This window comes from Sphingobium trunci, from assembly GCF_022664535.1.
Lineage (GTDB): Bacteria > Pseudomonadota > Alphaproteobacteria > Sphingomonadales > Sphingomonadaceae > Sphingobium.
Window position 1 is genome coordinate 132,290 of sequence record NZ_JAKUJY010000004.1, and the last position, 19,823, is coordinate 152,112.

Annotated in this window: 18 protein-coding genes; 8 read left to right on the forward strand and 10 right to left on the reverse strand. The window is 64.3% G+C overall.

The window, feature by feature from the left end:
* Positions 1 to 29: 29 nt before the first annotated feature.
* The 6 genes from MJ601_RS05365 to MJ601_RS05390 are packed head-to-tail and all read left to right on the forward strand — an operon-like array spanning position 30 to position 6,564.
* Entirely contained in the window at positions 30 to 1,550 is a 1,521-nt protein-coding gene (locus MJ601_RS05365; protein ID WP_242124075.1) for a class I adenylate-forming enzyme family protein, read from the forward strand.
* Between the two features lie 23 nt (positions 1,551 to 1,573).
* Complete coding sequence (locus MJ601_RS05370; RefSeq protein WP_242124077.1) at positions 1,574 to 2,878, forward strand: FAS1-like dehydratase domain-containing protein; 1,305 nt, start codon at positions 1,574 to 1,576, stop codon at positions 2,876 to 2,878.
* 36 nt (positions 2,879 to 2,914) lie between these two features.
* Positions 2,915 to 3,715, forward strand: a complete 801-nt coding sequence (locus MJ601_RS05375) for an enoyl-CoA hydratase/isomerase family protein (RefSeq protein ID WP_242124079.1) — start codon at positions 2,915 to 2,917, stop codon at positions 3,713 to 3,715.
* Positions 3,716 to 3,747: 32 nt separating this feature from the next.
* A complete protein-coding gene (locus tag MJ601_RS05380) occupies positions 3,748 to 4,890 on the forward strand; it encodes an acyl-CoA dehydrogenase family protein (protein ID WP_242124081.1) in 1,143 nt (380 codons plus the stop codon).
* Positions 4,891 to 4,897: 7 nt separating this feature from the next.
* Entirely contained in the window at positions 4,898 to 5,689 is a 792-nt protein-coding gene (locus MJ601_RS05385; protein ID WP_242124083.1) for a crotonase/enoyl-CoA hydratase family protein, read from the forward strand.
* Positions 5,690 to 5,727: 38 nt separating this feature from the next.
* Entirely contained in the window at positions 5,728 to 6,564 is an 837-nt protein-coding gene (locus MJ601_RS05390) for an SDR family oxidoreductase (RefSeq protein ID WP_242124085.1), read from the forward strand.
* A 7-nt stretch (positions 6,565 to 6,571) separates the two neighbouring features.
* On the opposite strand, the gene MJ601_RS05395 is transcribed toward MJ601_RS05390, so the two are convergent.
* The 8 genes from MJ601_RS05395 to MJ601_RS05430 all read right to left on the reverse strand — a co-directional run bounded on the left by MJ601_RS05395 (position 6,572) and on the right by MJ601_RS05430 (position 16,541).
* Positions 6,572 to 7,813, reverse strand: a complete 1,242-nt coding sequence (locus MJ601_RS05395; protein WP_242124087.1) for a cytochrome P450 — start codon at positions 7,811 to 7,813, stop codon at positions 6,572 to 6,574.
* Positions 7,814 to 7,825: 12 nt separating this feature from the next.
* Positions 7,826 to 8,197 carry a 2Fe-2S iron-sulfur cluster-binding protein gene (locus tag MJ601_RS05400; protein ID WP_242124089.1) on the reverse strand — a complete coding sequence of 124 codons (372 nt, stop codon included), beginning with the start codon at positions 8,195 to 8,197 and terminating at the stop codon, positions 7,826 to 7,828.
* 97 nt (positions 8,198 to 8,294) lie between these two features.
* Positions 8,295 to 9,170 carry an alpha/beta fold hydrolase gene (locus tag MJ601_RS05405; RefSeq protein WP_242124092.1) on the reverse strand — a complete coding sequence of 292 codons (876 nt, stop codon included), beginning with the start codon at positions 9,168 to 9,170 and terminating at the stop codon, positions 8,295 to 8,297.
* A gap of 98 nt (positions 9,171 to 9,268) precedes the next feature.
* Complete coding sequence (locus MJ601_RS05410) at positions 9,269 to 11,788, reverse strand: TonB-dependent receptor (protein ID WP_242124094.1); 2,520 nt, start codon at positions 11,786 to 11,788, stop codon at positions 9,269 to 9,271.
* Positions 11,789 to 11,959: 171 nt separating this feature from the next.
* Positions 11,960 to 14,164 (reverse strand): CoA transferase, encoded by a 2,205-nt coding sequence (locus tag MJ601_RS05415; protein ID WP_242124096.1) that lies wholly within the window; start codon positions 14,162 to 14,164, stop codon positions 11,960 to 11,962.
* Between the two features lie 13 nt (positions 14,165 to 14,177).
* Complete coding sequence (locus tag MJ601_RS05420) at positions 14,178 to 14,618, reverse strand: Zn-ribbon domain-containing OB-fold protein (protein WP_242124098.1); 441 nt, start codon at positions 14,616 to 14,618, stop codon at positions 14,178 to 14,180.
* Complete coding sequence (locus MJ601_RS05425) at positions 14,618 to 15,835, reverse strand: thiolase C-terminal domain-containing protein (RefSeq protein WP_242124100.1); 1,218 nt, start codon at positions 15,833 to 15,835, stop codon at positions 14,618 to 14,620. The genes MJ601_RS05420 and MJ601_RS05425 overlap by 1 nt, the downstream gene beginning before the upstream one ends.
* A 25-nt stretch (positions 15,836 to 15,860) precedes the next feature.
* Positions 15,861 to 16,541, reverse strand: coding sequence for a FadR/GntR family transcriptional regulator (locus tag MJ601_RS05430; RefSeq protein WP_242124102.1), 681 nt, complete (start codon positions 16,539 to 16,541; stop codon positions 15,861 to 15,863).
* A gap of 145 nt (positions 16,542 to 16,686) precedes the next feature.
* On the opposite strand from MJ601_RS05430, the gene MJ601_RS05435 reads away from it, so the two are divergent.
* The gene (locus MJ601_RS05435; protein WP_242124104.1) at positions 16,687 to 17,802 is read left to right on the forward strand and encodes an amidohydrolase family protein; all 1,116 of its coding nucleotides are present in this window, start codon (positions 16,687 to 16,689) and stop codon (positions 17,800 to 17,802) included.
* Between the two features lie 2 nt (positions 17,803 to 17,804).
* On the forward strand, positions 17,805 to 18,587 hold the full coding sequence (locus tag MJ601_RS05440; protein ID WP_242124106.1) for an enoyl-CoA hydratase-related protein: 783 nt from the start codon (positions 17,805 to 17,807) through the stop codon (positions 18,585 to 18,587).
* A 10-nt stretch (positions 18,588 to 18,597) separates the two neighbouring features.
* Here the strand turns inward: MJ601_RS05440 and MJ601_RS05445 are convergent, their stop codons facing one another.
* On the reverse strand, positions 18,598 to 19,044 hold the full coding sequence (locus MJ601_RS05445; protein ID WP_242124108.1) for an acyl-CoA thioesterase: 447 nt from the start codon (positions 19,042 to 19,044) through the stop codon (positions 18,598 to 18,600).
* Positions 19,044 to 19,820 (reverse strand): SDR family NAD(P)-dependent oxidoreductase, encoded by a 777-nt coding sequence (locus MJ601_RS05450; protein ID WP_242124110.1) that lies wholly within the window; start codon positions 19,818 to 19,820, stop codon positions 19,044 to 19,046. The genes MJ601_RS05445 and MJ601_RS05450 overlap by 1 nt, the downstream gene beginning before the upstream one ends.
* Positions 19,821 to 19,823 lie beyond the last annotated feature (3 nt).

Sequence of the window (19,823 nt, forward strand, 5' to 3'; positions counted from 1 at the left end):
TGGCGGCATGTCCTGCTGGAGGCTTGCCGATGTCGGTGTTTTCCGACCTGTTGAACGGAGTGCTGCAGATCGATCGCGAATCGGACGTGATCGAACATGGCGGCAAATGGTACAATTGGGGTCAGTTGGCCGACACCATTGCGGACTTGCGCGCCGCGCTGGCAAAGCTGAACCTCGGCCGCGACAGCCGGGTGGGCGTCATGGTGCGCAACCGGCCTTCCCCCTTCGCCGCCATATTGACCGCGGTTTCGACCGAAGCCTGCATGGTGTCGATCAACCCGCTGCTGCCCGATGAGCGGCTGGTCAAGGATATAGAGGGATTGCGTCTGCCAGTGGTGATCGCCGAGCAGGGCGACCTCGACCGTCCCGGCGTGCTCGACGCACTGCGCAAGGCGGGAAGCGCGGTCATCGCGCTCGAAGGACAGCTCGCCGGCGCCCATATCCTGGATGGCTTCGACAAGCCGGGTCCCGACGTGCGGCTGGAAGAACCGGGCGTCATCATCGAAATGCTCACCAGCGGTACGACCGGCGCGCCCAAGCGCATTCCGCTCAAGCGCACCGCCTTCGACAAGAGCTTCGTGGGCGCCCTGTCCTATGAGAAGGGCCGCAATCCCGACGATCCGGCGAAGCTGCGGTCGGGCGTGATGATCCTGTCCAACCCGATGACCCATATTGGCGGCCTCTGGGCGGGTCTCACCTGCATCGCGGGTGGGCGCAAGGGCTGCATGCTGGAGAAATTCTCGGTCGCGACCTGGCATGACGCCGTGCGGCGGCATCGCCCGAAGGTGGCCGGCGCCGTGCCCGCCGCGCTGCGCATGATCCTCGACGCGAACATCCCCAAGGAGGATTTGTCCAGCCTGGTCGCCGTGCGCACCGGCGCCGCGCCGCTGGACCCGGAAATCGCCAATGAATTTCTGGAGCGCTACGATATTCCGGTTCTCCAAAATTATGGCGCGACCGAATTTTCCGGCGCCGTGGCGGGTTGGGAATTGAAGGATTTCCGCCAATATTGGAAGGACAAGCACGGTTCGGTCGGCCGTTTCCAGCCCGGCGTCGAAGGGCGCGTGGTCGATCAGGAGACGGGCGAGATCCTGCCGGCCGGTCAGGAAGGCGTGCTGGAAATGCGCGCCGCGCAGTTCAGCAATGGCGGCGAATGGCTGCGCACCACCGACCGGGCCGAGATCGACGAGGACGGTTTCCTATTCATCCGGGGCCGCGCCGACCTCGCCATCATCCGCGGCGGGTTCAAGGTGCATCCCGACGACGTCAACAAGACCTATGAACAGCATCCGGCCATTCGCGAAGCGGTGACGGTCGGCATCAAGGACCGCCGTCTGGGCGCCGTTCCGGTCATGGCCATCATGCTGAAATCCGGTGCAGCCGCACCTTCAGCGGAGGAGTTGACGGCGTTCGGCAAGGAGCATTTGATGCCTTATCAGGTGCCGGTCAAGTTTCTGATCCTGGACGAGGTGCCCCGCACCCCGTCGATGAAACCCGCACTGCCGCAGGTGCGCGAACTGTTTGCGGACATGATGGCTGACGAAGCCTGAACGAATTTTAGGAGGAACAAGTCATGGCGACTGACGCTAAGGATGCCAAGAAGTCCCTGCTCGAAAGCGAGGAGTGGCAGAAGGCGGTCAATTATTCGATCACGGACGAGGATATCGAGCGCCAGCGCAAGCTGCTGGGCTTCATGGAGCCGTCCAAAACGCGCGAATATATCCAGACCGCGACGACCGACAATATCCGTAACTTCGCGCACGGCACCGGCGACGACAATCCGCTGTTCTGCGATCCCGATTATGCCCGCACCACACGCTGGGGCGGCGTGATCGCGCCGGGCACGATGGTCGGCCAGATCAACTCGCCCATGCTGGGCGATCCGACGCCCGACCATATCAAGGCGCTCAAGAAGTCGCTGTTCCGTGGCGTCCACGTCTTCGTCTCGGGTTCGAAATGGGACTGGTATCGCCCGGTCTTCGCTGGCGACACCATCTACAGCTACAATGGCGAGGAGACCTGCGAGGTCAAGCAGTCGGAATTTTCCGGCCGTTCCGTCATCAACGTGCGCAAGGACGTGAAGATCAACCAGCGCGGCGAGGTTGTCGCCGTCTACCGCATCCTGCGTGTCCTGACCGAGCGCAAGACCGCCGCGAAGAAGGGCAAGTATAGCGCGATCGAACCGGCGACCTACACTGATGAGGATATGGCCGCGATCGACGACGTCTACGCCGCCGAACATGTCCAGGGCGCCGAGACCCGCTATTTCGACGATGTGAAGGTCGGCGACTCGCTGGGCAAGATGGCCAAGGGGCCGCTGACCGTGACCGACGTCATCTGCTATCATGCAGGCGGCTATGGCTTCGTGCCCTATGCGCCGACCGTCGGCCGCCTGGCGCACAAGAACCGCAAGCGCATCGCGCCCTTCTACGTCAAGAACGAACAGGGCGTTCCCGACGTGGCGCAGCGCCTGCACTGGGATCCGCTCTGGGCGCAGGCGATCGGCAATCCGATGGCCTATGATTATGGGGTAATGCGTGAATCCTATCTCTGGCATTACCTGAATGACTGGGCCGGTGATAACGGTATCATCGTCCATCTTCACGACGAAATCCGCAAGTTCAACTATATGGGCGACACCCAGTTCGTCACCGGTGAAGTGACCGGCAAGCGTGAGGAAAATGGTCAGAACCTCGTTGACGTGAAGGTTCAGTTCATTAACCAGCGTGGCGACGAGACGGTGCGCGCCACCGCGACCATCGCCCTGCCGGGCAAGAACGGCATGGCCATGTATCCGGAGGTTCCGCGCGAACTGGCGCTGGAAGCCGCCACGATGATGGCGCGTCACTGGGAACTGAGCGGCAAGAAGGGCAGATAAGCCCTCGGCCGACCAAATGAGATGAAGGAGAGGGCAGTGGCCGATCAGGACAATATCATTGTTGAGGCGCGGGACGGGGTGGAAATCGTCACCTTGAACCGGCCGGATTCGCTCAATGCCCTCTCCGAAGCTCTGGTCGCGGAGCTGACGGCCTATGTTCACGGCCTCAGGAAGCGGCCGCAAGTCCGGGTCGTGCTGCTCCGCGGCGCGGGCCGTGCCTTCTGCGCGGGGCTGGACATCAAGGAACATCGCACGCCGACCGCGGAGACCAAGTTCCAGCGCGCCTGGCGCGTCCAGCTCGAACTGGTCGAGATCATCCGCGCGATGCGGAACGCGTCCCAACCCTTCATCGCTTTGGGCCATGGCGCGGCCTGCGGTGGCGGCTTTTCGCTGCTGATGGGCGCGGACGTGCGGATCGGCGCGCCGTCGCTGCGCATGAATGCCGCCTATATCAAGATCGGCCTGGGGGGCGCCGACATCGGTTCCTCCTATCTGCTGCCCCGGCTTGTGGGCACCAGCGTGGCGGCCGAGCTGCTGCTGACCGGTCGGTTCATCCATGCCGACCGCGCCTTGCAGGTAGGACTGCTCAGCAGCATCGTGCCCGAGGAGGAACTGCTCGACGCGGGCCTGGCCCTGGCGGCGGAAATGACCGCGAATGCGCCCTATGGCCTTGCGCTTACCAAGAAGGTGCTCAACATTAACATCGATGCGCCCAGCTTCGACGCCGCCGTGGCGCTAGAGGACCGGCAGCAGGTGATGTTGCTCCATACCGACGACCATGTAGAGGCGACGACGGCTTTCGTTGAAAAGCGCGCACCCGTCTATAAGGGTCAATAGGCCTTCATCCCCATTTCGATCTGGAGAATCCGATGCTCGACCTGTCCATCCGCACCGCCTTCACCGAGGAGCATAACATGTTCCGCGACACGGTACGGCAGGTATATGCCAAGGAACTGATTCCCAATCTCGACAAGTTCGAGGAAGAGGGCATCGTCAGCCGCGATTTCTGGCTGGCCTGCGGCGAAGCGGGCATGCTCTGCCCGACGGTGAAGCCGGAATATGGCGGCCTCGGCCTCGACTTCGGGTTCAATGCGGTGGTGAACGAGGAACTGTCCTATGCCGGATCGTCGGCGGGCATCGTCCTCCAGAACGACATCGTCGCCGAATATATCGAAGCCTATGGCTCGGAGGAGCAGAAGCTCAAATATCTGCCCAAGATGGTGACCGGCGAGTGCATCACCGCCATCGCCATGACCGAGCCGGGCACCGGTTCCGACCTGCAGGGCGTCAGGACCACCGCCCGCCGCGACGGCAACCATTATGTCATCAACGGGTCGAAGACCTACATCACCAACGGCCAGAATTGCGACCTCATCATCGTCGTCGCCAAGACCGATCCGACACTGGGTGCCAAGGGCACCTCGCTGATCCTGGTCGATGCCGACACGCCGGGCTTCAAGCGCGGCCGCAATCTCGACAAGGCGGGCAAGCATTCGGCGGACACGTCCGAACTCTTCTTCGAGGATGTGCGCGTCCCCATCACCAACTGCCTGGGCGAGGAAGGCAAGGGCTTCATCTATCTGATGAACCAGCTGCCGCAGGAGCGCCTGTCGATCTGCGTCGAATCCATGGGCATCGCCCAGCGCGCCTTCGACGAGGCGGTGAAGTTCACCAAGGAACGCGTGGCGTTCGGCCAGCCGGTGTTCGAATTCCAGAATACCAAGTTCACGCTGGCCGACATGAAGAGCCAGCTTCAGGTCGGCTGGGCGCATCTCGACTGGGCGATCAAGCGCCATCTGGCGGGCGAACTGACCACGGCGGAGGCTTCGGCCGCCAAGCAGTGGCACAGCGACATGACCAACCGCATCACCGACATGTCGGTCCAGTTGCATGGCGGCGCGGGCTTCATGAACGAATATATGGCCACCCGCCTGTGGCGCGACGCGCGCGTGCTGCGCATCTATGGCGGCACGAACGAGATCATGAAGCTGGTCGTCAGCCGCTCGATCTGAGGGCGGCATGGGCGAGAGGGTCACCATTTCGGTCGAGGACGGCCTAGCGGATGTCCGCTTCAACCGTCCCGACCGGCTGAACGCCCTCGACGTCGAGCAATATGAGGCCATCGCCGCGATGATCGCGCGGATCGGCGCGGACCCCACGATCCGCGCCGTCGTGCTGTCGGGGGAGGGGCGGGCCTTCTGCTCTGGCGTCGATCTGGGGCGGTTGGGGCGTGACCCGCGCCTGGAACGGCTGTCGCCGCGCACCCATGGCATCGCCAACCTGTCGCAGCAATGCGCATGGGGCTGGCGCACCCTGCCGCAGCCGGTGATCGCGGCGGTGCACGGCTTCGCCTTCGGCGCTGGCTTCCAGATCATGCTGGGCGCGGATGTGCGCATCGTCGCGCCCGATACGCGGCTTTCGCTGATGGAAGCGCGCTGGGGCCTCGCTCCCGACGTTGCCGGGATCGCGCTGATGCGGGGCCTGGTGCGGGAGGATCATGCGCGCGAAATCGCCTTCACCGCCCGCGAGTTCCGGGGCGCCGAAGCGGTACAACTAGGCGCCGCGACCCGGCTGGCTGACGATCCCCTGGCCGAAGCCTTCGCCGTGGCAAGGCAGATGCTGCGCAACAGCCCCGATGCCCTGCGTGCGGCCAAGCGGCTGCTCAATCTGCCCGCCGATGCGGACACGGCCACGATCCTGCAAGCCGAATCGGTCGAACAGGATGCGCTTCTGGCCTCGGCCAATCATCATGAAACACTGGCCGCCCATCGGGAAAAGCGCACGCCGCGCTTCACTGATCCCATGGCGTGAACCGGGCATGCCCCGGCCGATAAAATAGGAGAGGGACGATGCAACAGGGGATCGCGCTGATAACCGGAGCATGCGGCGGCATGGGACAGGCCTGCGCGCAGGTGCTGGGTCGCCATTACCGGCTGGCCTTGAGCGATATCGCCATGGATCGGGTCGATGCGCTGGCGGATTCGCTGGAGCGACTAGGCCATGCCGTGGTCGCGCGCCATGCGGGCGATTATGCCCAGCCGGGCGTCGCGGCGGCGGCTGTAGAGGCGGCGCGGGCCGCCGGGCCTGTGCGGGCGGTCGTGCATACTGCCGGTCTTTCGCCGGTGCAGGCAGGGTGGGATCGCATCCTGCGCACCAATATCGTCGCGACCGCCGAACTGCTGGATGCGCTGGAAGCGGATGAGCGGGAGCCGTTCAACGCCGTGCTCATTTCGTCGATCGCCGGGCATGGCGGGCTCGCCAACCCGCGGCCGGAACTGGATGCCCTGCTCGACGCGCCGTTGCAGGCGGATGTGGTGGAGCGGGCCGGGCCGCTGCTGGCCGGGCTGGCGCGGGCGGACGATCCCTTCGGCGCATCCTCGCCAGCCTATGCCTATAGCAAGGCAGCGGTGATCCGCATGGCGGAACGCCGCGCCGCCCGATGGGGCCGGGCGGGGCGGCGCATCGTCACCATCTCGCCCGGCGTGACCCGCACGCCGATGGGTATCGCGGAAGTGGAAGGCAATGCCGCCGCGCGATCCGTGGCGGAGATCACGCCGCTCGGCATCGGATCGCCCATGGGCATTGCCAACGCGGCCGAATTCCTGCTGTCCGATCTGGCTGCATCCATCACCGGCACTGACCTGCGCATCGACGGCGGGCTGATGCCCGCCGCCCGCTGGGGCTGAACCCGCTTCAATCCCAGGCCAGTTCCAGATGGGAGATGCCGAACACTCCACCGCCGTGCCGGGCGACCTGCGATCCTTCCCTGATCCGGAAGGGCGGAATGCGGGACAGCCATAGCCGCAGCGCAACCGCCATTTCCCGCCGGGCCAGATGCGTGCCGATGCAGAAATGCGGGCCGAAGGAAAAGCCGAAATGGCGCACGCCCTTGCGGTGGAAATCCACCTCCAGCGGATTGTCGAATGCGCTGGGGTCCAGGCTGCCCGCCGAATAGGTCAGCGAAATCCAGTCGCCCTGCTTCATCTGAACACCATGGAAATCGAGATCGCGGGTGCAGCGCCGCCGTGACGTGACGACCGAGAAGCGGCGCACCAGTTCCTCGACAGCATGGGGGATTTCCTGCGGATTGTCGCGCAGCCATTGCTGCTTTTCGGGATTGCGGGCCAGAAAGTCGAAGAACCAGCCGAGCGAGGACGCAACCGTGTCCAGACCACCCACGAAGAACAGGTAGAGCGCGCCGATCACTTCCTTGTCGGTCCACAGGCGGCCGTCGATCTTCGACGTCACCACCAGGCTGGCCAGATCGTCCTTCGGATTGGCGCGCCGTTCATCGGCCAGCGTGTCGAGATAGAGCCGGATCGCCTTGGCGGCGGCCACGCGGCGGGCAGGGGTCGCGCCGCGCAGCAGGTCTTCTTCCCAGACCAGGAAGACGCTCATCCATTCCTGCGGCAGACCCATCAACTGCATGAAGATGGAAATGGGGAAGGGCGTGCCGAAGGACGACATGAATTCGCAGCCATCCTTGTCCGCGAACTGGTCGATCAGGTCGTTGGCCCGCTGGACCACGCCCTCCGTCATCCGGGCGACGACGCGGGGATAGAGGATGGGGTTCAATATCTCGCGAAAGGCGGTGTGCATCGGCGGGTCGATTTCGAGCGGGATCATGTCCCAATCCTCGCCGATCAGCTTGGAAAAACCCGCCTCACCCTTGGATGAGAAGCGGGAAGGATCGCCCAATATCTCGCGCATCAATTCGCCGCGCGTGACGACCCAGCATCCGTCGCCCGTGCCGTCGCGCATCGTGTCGGTCGACCAGAAAATGTCCGGCCCGGCATGGAGGCGGGAGACGAAGGCGAAGGGATCTTGCGCCATTTCGGGCGCATTGTGGATGTCGAAGGAGCCCACCAGATGCGCCGGGACATGGGCGGGCACCATAGGGGCGGCGGCCAGCGGAATCGCAGGAGCGGTTGCCATGGATCGGTCCTTTCAGTCTTCCGGAGCGATGGTGAAGCGCAGCCCTGCCAGTTCCGGCGTCACCTGGATCTGGCAGGACAGGCGGCTGTTCGGGCTGCGATGCAGCGAACCATCCAGCAGATCGGCTTCATCGCCTTCCGGCTGTCCCACGCGCGCCATGCCGTCGCTGTCGAGAATGACGTGGCAGGTCGAGCAGGAACAACTGCCGCCGCAGAGCGCCAGCAGTTCGTCGATGCCGTGATTGCGGATGGCGAGCATCACGCTCTCGCCATTGGCCGCCTCCACATCATGGGCGGTGCCGTCGCGGCTGACGATCGTCAGCCGGGTGGACGCGGGGCGTTCCACCTCCGCAAGGGTCGAAGTGCCTGAAACTCTCTCTGCCATCTGTCCGATCCTCTCCTTGACCAGATATGTTGATGGCCATGTCTAGGATCGATGCCGTACGACCTCTTTGATGCGGGTCAAAATATGGAACAGATCGTTAAATTTGTAACATGCGATCGTTGGCGAGCAGGGCATTGAGCGCCGCGCACAGGCTGGCCGGCTGTTCGATGAGGATATGGTGATGGCTTGCGGGAATGATGATCTCCCGCCCCAGCGATGGCGCCATCTCCCGCAGCGCGGCGACGCGGGGAGGCGTCATGATTTCGCTATGTTCGCCGCGGATCATGTCCACCGGAACCGGTATGTCGAACATGGCGCCGCGGTAGTTTTCCTCATTGAGCGATGCGGCGGCATCGGGATCGAACTTCCATGTCCATCCCTCCGCCGTCCGCCCAACGGAATGCTGCGCGATATGAGCAAGGACGGAAGGGTGTGGCCATTCGCCCGGCGGAATGAGGCGGAAACGCGAGACGGCGTTTTCCTCATCGGGGTAGAAGCGCGGTGGCGGGGTCGGGATCTGGCGCCCCTCGTCATCGGAAGCCGGAATGGCGCTGTCGATCACGATGACCCGGCTGATCCTGTCCGGAGCGGATCGGGCGGCGATCAGGCTGGGTATCGCGCCGAAGCTGTGGGCGACGACGATGGCCGGATCGAAGTCGAGCGCGGCGGCCAGCCCCAATATTTCCCGCGCATATTGGCTGCGGGAATAGGTCGGACGGCGGTCGCTGTCTCCCATGCCGGAAAAGGAGAAGGCAGCGACCCGATATCGGTCAGCCAGCGCGGGGGCGATATGATCCCACCAATGTACATGCGCGCGAAAGCCATGGACCAGGATGACGCCGGGCAGATCGCGTGCCTGCAGGTTCCAGCCGTGGCAGGCGATTTCAGCGCCTTCGACATCGAGCCGGAACATCTCCGGCCTGTCGGCCCAATTCCGTTGCAGCCATTGCTCCGTTCCGTCCTGGGGTTGCAAATCCTGTCCCTCGCTCGCGATGATTTTCCGGTCGACCCTGCTGCAAAAAAGCGGGCGGCGCAATGGATGCGCCACCCGCTTCCTCCCCTGAAACAGGTTCAGAACTTGGCGGTAGCGGTCACGCCATAGGTTCTGGGTTCGAACCGGGTGGTCGAGACATAGCCGACCGGCGCGACCAGCAGGCTGTTCACATAGTCGCGATTGTTGGTCAGGTTGCGCCCGAACACGGCCAGTTCATATTGGTCGTCCATGAAGCTGACGGCGGCGCGGGCGCCCAATATACCCTGCGCCTTGCGCGTGGTGGCGGCGATGACCGCGTCATTCTGGGTATTCACGGCGCCGCCGGGATTGCCGACCCAATTGTAGGAACTGGTCGGCGTCTTGCCGGTCCAGGCATAATCGGCGTGCAGCTTCAGCTTCGCGCTGCCGATATCGCGATTATAATCGCCCGCGACGCCGAACTGCCACTTCGCCACGCTTTCGAACCGCTCGAAGGAACGGTCGCCGCCAAGGTCGGCGTAACGGATATATTTGGGATCGACATGGGCACCGTTGAGCGACACGGTGAAGCCGTCGAACAACAGGGCCTGAAGTTCCACTTCCCCGCCCCGGAAGCGCGCCTTGCCCGCATTGCCGAGAATGGTTGCCGAAGCGCCCGCGCCGCTGGGATTGGCGACGATGGTCGACCGCTGGATATTGTTCACGTCGGTCTGGTACAGGGCGGCGTTGAGACGCACGCGGCGGTTGAGAAACTCTCCCTTGAACCCCGCTTCATAGGAATAGGCGATTTCAGGTTGGAACGGGATAAGGAAAGCCGCCGTCGGTGCGCGCAGATTCTGTCCGCCCGACCGGAAACCCTTTGCCGTCTTCAGATAGAGCAGCACCCCGTCCACCGGCTTGTAATCGAAACCGGCCGTATAGGACCAGCCGTCGAAACTGGCACGCCGCCTGACGCTGCACTGCACGGGGCCGACCACTTCGCCGATATTCAGGGCCGGAGCCGGGAACAGCGAGCAGGCGGTCAGGCCAGTGCTGCGGTTGTAATTGTTGTTGCGGCTGTCCAGGCCCTTGTCGTCCACCGAATAGCGCAGCCCGCCGGTGAAGGAGAATTTGTCGGTGATGTGCCAGGTCGCCTGGCCATACATGCCGATGCTGTCATTGTTGATCAGACCATAGAATTGCGACGTCACTGGATTGATGAGCGGCGCCACGATGGAAATCGACTGGTCATAGCCCTTTTCATGGAAAGCGAACATGCCGGCGGCGAAGTCCACACTGTCGTTCAGGGCGGTTCCCGTAATCTGAAGTTCGCCCGAATATTGCTTCAGATCCTGCTGACCTTCGGTGAAGTGAATCGGATATTGCGAACCATCGAGGTCGAAGCCCGCATAGCTGCGCACCTTGCGATAGCCGGTGATGAGCTGGATCTGGCCAAAGCTGGTATCCAATATGCCCGTGAAGCCGAAAGTCTGCGTCTTCGCATAGACATAGGGAACCTCATTCATCGAGGCCATTCCCGGATTGGCGGCAAGCTGGGCGATCTGTGCATTGAGCAGCGGCAGGCCGATGCCGATGTCCGCGCCCGCATTGGCCGCGGAGGTGGGTGCCGGACCGCCGTTGAGGACGCCCGCATAAATGGCGCTGGTGCCGCCCAGCGAATAGGTGCCGTTGGTCGCGGTATAGGGCGTGGTCGCCAGCACCATCTGGCGCGACGGCTGGACTTCGTTCATCCGGAAATATTCGCCGGAGAAGCGCAGCGTCAGATTTTCCGTCGGCATGAGGTCCAGCTTGCCGCGGAAGTTCCAGCGATCCCGATTGTCGAACTTGACGCCGTTGGGGCTGCCGGTGAACGGTGCCTGCGCCACCGCTGCGTTGTTGGCCGCGACAGCCGATACGGCGCTGGCCGGAACCGAATTGGTCGTGTAACCGTCGCGGCTGAGGCGCTGGCCGGCCAGACGCAGCGCGATCTTGTCCTTCACGATCGGAATGTTGAGGACGCCCGTCGCCTGGAATTCGTTGAAGCGGCCGTAGGTCAGCGACATCCGGCCGCTGAATTCGTCCATGACGGGATTGTTGGAATTGATGATGATGGCGCCGCCCGTAGTGTTGCGCCCGAACAGCGTGCCCTGCGGTCCCTTCAATACCTGAAGCGACTCAATGTCGAGGAAGTCGCCGTTGAGACCATAGGCACGTGCCCAGTAAACGCCGTCCACATAGGTACCGACAGAAGGGTCGAGTGTTGCCAGAATGTCCGTCTGGACCTGGCCGCGCAAGGTGATCGACAGGGCGCTGGGCGTCGGTGACGCGGGACGGATCGACATGCCCGGCGTGAAGCGGGCGATATCCTGCACCCGTTGCACCGAACGCTGGGTCAGGTCTTCGCCCGACAGAACGGTGACTGCGACGGGAACATTCTGCAGATTCTCGCTGACCTTGCGCGCCTGGACGATGATGTCGGCCAGGGTGTTCGCATCTTGCGTGTCAGCCGGTGGCTGGTTGTTCTGGGCCAGTTTGTTCTGGGCCAGTGCCGGGGCCGTGAGCGATGCGGCCAGTGCAAGGATCGAGGCTCGGGCGACAGCGGGCGCGACAAAGCGCCGTGATAACCACGCATGTTTCATGACATTTTCCTCCCCAACCTTCCTTCCATTTCAGAAGAAAGAACACTTAGTTATCGGGGAAGGTTATGATGGCTTCGTCCTGATTGTCAACGGCCAGCAGGGGTTATTTTCAACTTTCACCAACTGGTTGGTTTTAAAATATGTTTATCCATCTTCGATAGTTGCGCCCGATCAGACGATCAGTTTCTGATGACGAAAGGCGGCGATGTCCTCCGCCGAATATCCTATGCCCAGCAGGATCTCGTCGCTATGCTGGCCAAGGTCGGGGCAGCATCGCCGCAAATGCAAGGGCGTGTCGCCAAAGTCCCAGAAAAGGCCTGGTTGCTCGACCATGCCATAGAGCGGTTGTTCCAGTTCCGAGACGAGTCCCAGCCGCCGATTGACCGGATCGTCGAAAAAGCGGTTCATCGCATCCTCGAAAACGACCGCGTCGCAGGGTACGCCCGCATCCTCGAGCGCTGCGAGCAGGCCGGGCGCGGCATGAAGGCGCGCGGCATCGGCAAAGGCGGTTTCATCCTCGCCCAGCACCGACCGGAGCGCGGCGCGTTCCTCCTCCTGGTGGGCGGCGACCGCGATCCAGTTGCCGTCGCCGCACTGGAAGATGCGGTGAAATGGCGAAAAGCCGGTCTGGTCGCTGGTGAGGTGCCAGGTCGGGGCCATGCTGCCGTCAGGCAGGACCAGTGTCTCGCCCTGGGTAAAGGCTGCCATGCCCAGCAGCGAGCCGTGCGTCGATACCGCTTTGCCATGGGCGCGCTGTGCATGGAGCGACGCCATCATTTCGACCAGACAGGTCAGCGCCGTGCCGATGTCCATCGTGCCGGGGCGGCAGAAGATCGGGCGGTTGCCCTCGCCCGCATTTTCGAATTCCCATCCGGCGAGGGCATTGAAGATCGAGTCATAGCCCGGCCAGTCGCCGCGCTCGCCCTTCTGCCCATAGGCGCTGATATGGTTGAAGCTCGCGTCGGGATTGATGCGGCGGATATTCTGTTCGCTCAGGCCCAGCTTCGCCGCGCCCTTCATCCGCATATTATGGTGGATGATATCCGCCCAGCCGACCAGCCGTTCCAGGATCGGCCGCGCCTCGGGCCGGGTCAGGTCGATCGCCAGCGAACGCTTGGATCGGCTGGCCGCCTGATAATAGCGGTGCATGAAACGGATGCGGTCGCCGGTCAGCGCCTCGACCTTGATGACGTCGGCGCCCATGTCGCCCATCAGCGAAGGCCCCATCGGCCCTGCGAGGAACATGCCGAAATCGAGCACCCGCACGCCCGCCAGTACCTCCGTGGGCGCGCCGATGCCGTCCGCCGGTTCGGCGCGATCCGCCCATGGTCTTTCCCCTCCCTCGCCAAGGCGGGGTGCCGGGCGTCCCTGCGCCAGCGGCACGTCGGCATGGAAGGGCGTGTTGGGCTGCAGGGTCGGCCCGAGATCGGGATCGTCCACGGCGATGACATAGCCGTTCACCGCCGCTTCGGGATGGCGCAGCACTTCGCCCATCGGCCAGGCCGGCTCCACGGCGATGTCGCAGGCGCGCAGTTCGGCGAGCCAGGTGTCGAGCGGCCGCCGCAAAAAGGCCTCGGCCTTGCCTTCGGGCGTATCGATGTCGACGCCTTCGCCCATCACCTCGCCCATGGAAGGGAGCAGGGCGAGGTCGAACTGCTGGCCGGGATCCATGATCTGCAACCAGTCGCCATCGCGGCACTGATAGAGTTGCACCGCGGTGGGGCGCGCCGCCGTCGGATGGGTCGGCGGGTTGGGCATCGGCCCTTCGGAATTGCGTCCCCAGACCATGGGCATGTTGACCAGAAAGCCCTGGAGGATGGAGCTGTGCGCCGCTCCGCCCTTGCCGGACTGAAGCCGTGCGATCAGCCGCGCGATGATCCCCGCGGCCGCCAGATGCGCGGCCCCCCATCCGCCAGCGCGATAGCGCCAGACGATCGGGCCGGGGCGATGCCCGTCATTTTCGTAGAACACCCCCAGCCGGGCCGCGACCAGCAGTTCGTCGTCCGACCGTTCGACATCGGGATGGCCGCGCGGCGAGCCGGTGATGCCGCAGACGACAAGGCGCGGGAAACGCGCCGTCAGCGACGCATCGTCCAGCCCCAGCGCCGCCGCGCGGGCGGGCGTGAACTGGTGCAGCAGCACGTCCGCGCCCGCCAGCCTTCGGTCCAGTTCGGCGCGGCCCGCCGATGCCGCGAGGTCGAGCGGCAGGCTGCGCTTGCCGCGGTTCCAGTTGGCGAAGGTGGCACCTCCCCGCGCCGGATCGCCGCCCGGCCGCTCGATCTTCAAGATATCCGCGCCCAGTTCGCCCAGCATCAGCCCGGCGACCTGCACGGCCATCCCTTCACCGATCTCGACGATCCTGAGGTCGTTCAGCATGTGCGGACCGCCCTCACGCCTTGCGGAAATTGGGCAGCACCCAGCCGTCCTGGATGGGCGTCCATTCGACCGTCACCTTCATGCCGATATGCACATCCTCCGCATCGCAGCCGGTGATGTTGGCATTGACCCGGGCGCCGGGCGCGCCGTCCAGATCGATAACCGCGGGCACATAGATGTAATCCTCGCCATTGGCGGGATTCTTGTTGCACACGACATAGCTGAACACGGTGCCCGTGCCCGGCAGCGTCGGCCAGTTCTTCGCCTTGCTCGAACATTCCGGGCAATAGGCGGAGGGCGGCATGCGGAAACGGCCGCAATCGGCGCACTGGCAGGCGGTCAGGCGGTGCTCCTTCGCCGCGTCCCAATAGGGTTCGGTATCGGGATTGGTGGAGATGCGGATCTGTTCGCCCGGCAGCACGCGCGCCGGGCCATAGGCTGTCTTGCTGCTCATCAGGCGCTCCTCAGGATCAGGCTGGAGGTGGGGAGGGCGGCGGGACCGCCGGACGCGAGCGCGAACTCGCAATCGGCCACCTGGTTGATCGCGGTGCCGCGCACCTGCTCGACCGCCTCGACCACATGGGTCATGCCGATGATATAGGCTTCGTTGAGATTGCCGCCATGGGTGTTGACCGGCGTGCCGCCATTCACCCCGCCGCGCGTCGCGGCGTCATAGCGCACCTTCCCGGCGAGCACATAGTCATTGCCCTCGCCCTTCTCGCAGAAGCCATATTCCTCCAGCTGCATCAGCACCATCGGGCTGAAATGATCGTAGAGGAGGGCGACGTCCATGTCCTTCGCCTTCAGGCCCGATTGCGCCCAGACGCGATCGGCGACGAATTTGTGGCCGGCACTGGCGAAATAGGGATCGGGCATGCCCATCCAGCCGAAGGCGCGGCCCCATTCGCGCTGGCCGCCATGGGCGCAGGCGTGGACGACGGCAGGCTTGTGGCGGCAGTCCTTGGCCCGGTCCATCGTCGTGGTGATGACCGCGACCGCGCCGTCCGTCTCCAGGCAAAAGTCCAGGCGACGCAGCGGATCGGCCAGCATCACCGACGCTTCATATTCTTCCTTGGAAAGCGGCGCCTTGCGCACCGCCTTGGGCCGGTTGTGGGTGTTGGCGCGGGTCGCCATCACGATTTCGCCGAACGCGTCCTGCGTCGTGCCGTAAAGATGCATGTGCCGCCGGGCGAGAATGGCCATCAGATGGCCCGGTCCCACCAGTCCCGAAGGCTGGAGGAAGCTGTTTTCCGGATTGGGCGCCGCCGCGCCGAACACCTTGCCCAGCCGGTGCTGCGGCAGTTGCTGCAGCGACATGACGGTGACCGCATATTTGCAATCCTCGTTCATCAGCCCCGCCGTGGCGAGACCGATCGCCCCGACGCTGCCGCCGCCGCCCGATGTCAGCGTCGCGGAAAAGGAGACATGCGGCATGCCCAGCGTTTCCATGAGCAGGGCGGTATCGAACTTGTCGACATAGCCCGCGCCCGCCGTCGAATAATAAGCGAAGCCGTCAATATCCTTGACCGATATGCCCGCGTCCGCGCAGGCATTCATGATGGCCTCTCCGGCCATGTCGTTGATCGTGCGGGGCCAGCTCTTGCCACGGACATAATAGTCCGTCGCGCCGACGCCGACGATGGCTGTCTTGTCCTGGTGTGCCCAAGCCACTGTCTGTCCTCTCCCAATAAGCCGTTTATGATATCGCCGGGCCGGCCTCCGCCGTCATGCCCAGCCACTGCCAGATTTTCTCGGATCGCCGCCGGGTCAACAGCCGCGCGATTTCGCCGTCGCCATCCAGTATCGCATCGCAGATCTGCTGCAGCAGGGCGCAATTCTGCGCGCGCTGCTCCGCGCTTTCATGGATTTTTGGCCCCTGTTCCTCGACGCCAAAGGAATAGCCGATCGCAATCACCAGCTTGACCAGAGGATTGCCGCTCATTTCCGCGATCTGCATCGCGACCTGATGCTCCTGTCGGATCATCGCGCGGGCCGTGTCGCAATCGGCAAGCCCTGCCGACAGCCGCGCAAGCGTCTCGCGCTGAACGGGATCGGTGCAGAGCGCCGCCGCGCCCGCCGCCTCCTGCGACAGGATCCGGCTGACGACCAGCGTGTCGCGCAACGATGTGCCCATGAAGCGCAGATGGCGCGCCATGGCGCGAATGGCGTCGCCCATGTCGGGCCTCGCGGCGTAGAATCCGCCGCGCGGTCCCCGTCTGACACTGAGCAGCCGATCATTTTCGGCAATCTTCGCCGCCTGGCGCAGCGTCGGCCGGCTGACCTCCAGCTGCCGCAGCAGATCGTCCTCGCCGCCCAGGAAGGCACCGTCGTTGCTGGAGAGGCTGAGGTCGATCAGCCGGTCCGCGGTGCGCACCACCAGGGTTCCGCGCTCGCTCCCCGCCTCATCCTCAAAAGATATCTTTTTACGGGATATATTCGCCAATATCCTGGCCTCTCTTGTCGAAACATCCTTATTTAGATATCTTTTTATCAAGAATGCAAGCGATTCGAGGAGAAGTGCCGTGAAACCCTTCATTTTCAGCGCGGACAGCCATGTCATGGAGCCGTCGACCATCTTTCTCGACGGCCTGCCCGCCAGCCTGAAGCGCCATGCGATCCACAGCCGCAAGGATGGCGAGTTCCTGATCACCGGTACGCAGGACAAGGTCATCCACCGCCTGCGTGTCGGGCAGCATCGCGAAAAGGCCCTGGGCGACAGCGAGCGCAAGGGCATCCGCGAGATTCCGGGACGGCTGGAGGATATGGAGCTGGAGGGGATCGATGCGGAAATCTGCTTCCCCAGCCTCGGCCTGTGGCTCTACTGCCTCGACAGCCCGGAGGCGGAGGCCGCCTCGGCCCGGCTTTACAATGACTGGAATAACGGCTTCCTGTCGGGCCATCCGGACCGGTTCGTGCGCTGCGGCATGTTGCCGGTGCTCGATTTCTCGAACACGCTGGCGGAGATCGACTATCTGGCGGCGAAGGGCTTTACCGCCGCGATGCTGCCGGCCGTGACGCCGGCCGGCCTTCCCCGATATAATGACGAGAAATGGGACCCGGTCTTTGCCCGCGCGTCGGAAAAGGGGATCGTCTTCGTGCTGCACACGGGCACCGGGCTGGAAACGGTGGTGATCGAGCGTGGGCCTGGTGCTGCGATCATAAACTACACCAACCAGATGTCGGACGCGCAGATCTCCGCCATGTACCTCGTGTCGGGCGGCGTGCTGGACCGCAATCCCGGCGCCCGGGTCGCCTTCATCGAGAGCGGCGCGAGCTGGCTGGTCGCGCTGGCCGAGCGGATGGACGAGGTGGAAGAGGCGCATGCCAATTTCGTACGGCCCAAATTGTCCCGCCGCCCCAGCCAGATCATCGACGACCAGGTCTGGGCCAGCTTCCAGCATGACCGCGCCTGCATCGTCGCGGCCAATGCCGGGCTGCCGGGCGCCAGGAATGTGATGTGGGGTTCGGACTATCCCCATGCGGAAGGCACTTTCCCGATCAGCCGCAAGCTCGTCGATCAGCTTTTCCAGGGACTGGATGTCAGCGACCGCGCGCGGCAGGATATCCTCGGCCTCAATGCCGCCCGGCTCTTCGGCATAGCACCCACCGTCCACACCAGCGCGGCGCTGGCGGCCTGACGGTGGCCGCGCCCGTGGCCGGGGACATGCCGGTCCTGATCGAGCGTCGGGATGGCGTCGCGCGCATCACGCTCAATCGGCCGCGGGCGCACAACGCCATCAACGGGGCGCTATCGGCCGCGCTGGTGTCCGCCATCGAAAGCGCGCAGGACAGCGGCTGCATCGTCCTGACCGGGACCGACCCGGCTTTCTGCGCGGGCCTTGACCTGCGCGATCTGGGGATTGCGGAGGGCCAGTCCTTCTCCTCCTATTATCACGCACTGACGGAGTCGCGCGTGCCCATCATCGCGGCGGTCAACGGCCCGGCGGTGACGGGCGGGTTCGAGATCGCGCTGGCCTGCGATTTCATCGTTGCCTCGGAAAGGGCGATGTTCGCGGACACGCATCTTCGGGTGAAGGTGTTTCCCGGCCCGGTCCTGGTCGATCTGCCACGCCGCATCGGCATGGCGCGGGCGCGCGAGATGTCGCTGACCGGCAATTTCATGGACGCGGCCACCGCCCTGCGGATCGGCCTCGCCAATCATCTTGTGCCCCATGAACAATTGCTGCCCTTCGCGACAGAGCTGGCCCGGACTATCGCAAGTTACAACCGGGGCATGGTGGCGGACATGCGGGACGACTGGGCAGTGACCGGCACGATGCCCATCGCTCAGGCGCGGGCCGCGCATTTCGCCTTCCGGCGGGAAAAGGGCTACCGGGACGGTTCGACCAGCGATCTCGCCAGCGTCGGGGACGAAGTGATGCGCCGGTCGCGGCTGGAGCGCGCCAAGCCGGAGGACGGCTGACCTCCAGCGCCTATGCCGGTTCGGTCAGCCGCACCGATTCCAGCGCCTGGCGCACGTCGTCGGGCAGGGGCGCGGACCCACCCTCCTTGCCGCCGCAGACCATGATGGCGCGCATATAGGCGTAGACTGTGTCGCCTTGCGTCAGGATGCTGGCGACCTCCCAGCTCGAACGGCCGATCGCCGTCGTCCCCATATAGCCGGTCACGGGACGGGGGTAGAAGGCTTCGGCCATGAATTCGATGTTCAGCGATACGATCATCGGTCTGAGGCCGTTACCCCGGAAGATGCCCTGCATGCCGATCGACGTGTCGAACCGCACCCGCATATCCTCGAAGAAGATCGCGGTGGCGACATTGTTGATATGGTTGTTGTTGTCCAGATCGGCGAAGCGCGTCGTCGTCTCGTGGCTGAAGAGATAGCGGCTGCGGTCCAGCAGGGCGGCATCGGGTTTCGGCATCAGAGCGTCTGCCCGTCATCGATGACGACCGACGATCCCGTCACCCCGCGCGACAGGTCGGAACAGAGCCAGAGCAGCGGCACATCCAGATCGCTGTCCAGCGACAGCCTGCGCCGGTTGAACCCCTCGATCTGGCGCTGCCCGGCCTCGGTATCGAACCATTCTTCGTTGATCTCGGTGCGAATCCAGCCGGGGCAGATCATGTTGACGTTGATCCCCTTGCGGATCCATTCGCGCGCCAGCACCTTGCCCAACTGCATCACCCCCGCCTTGGTCGCGCTGTAGATGGCCAGGCCGGGATTGACGTCGAAAGCGGTGATGGAGCAGGTGATGACGATGCGGCCCCGTTCATGGTCCGGGCTGCCGCTCGCGATCAGCCGCCGCGCGCCTTCCCGTGCGGTCAGCATGACACCGCGCAGGTTGATGCCGATGGTCTGGTCCATCTCCTCGGCGCTCTGCTTGAGCGCGGGGGTGTCGCCGCTCACCCCGGCATTGGCGATGATCGTGTCGACCGTGCCGAAGGCCGCCTCCGCCGCGTCATAGGCAGCGATGATCGACGCCTCGCTGGCGACATCGGTGGCGACGGCGATCGCCTTGCCCCCGGCGGCCGAGATCTCGTCGACCAGATTCTGCAGCGCGTCGGCGCGGCGCGCGCAGAGAACGACGCTGGCGCCCGCCGCGGCCAGCAGGCGTGCCCAGCGCGCGCCGATGCCGGAGGATGCGCCGGTCAGCAGGGCGACGCGCCCCGTCAGGTCAAGGGCGGGGATCGCGATCATCGA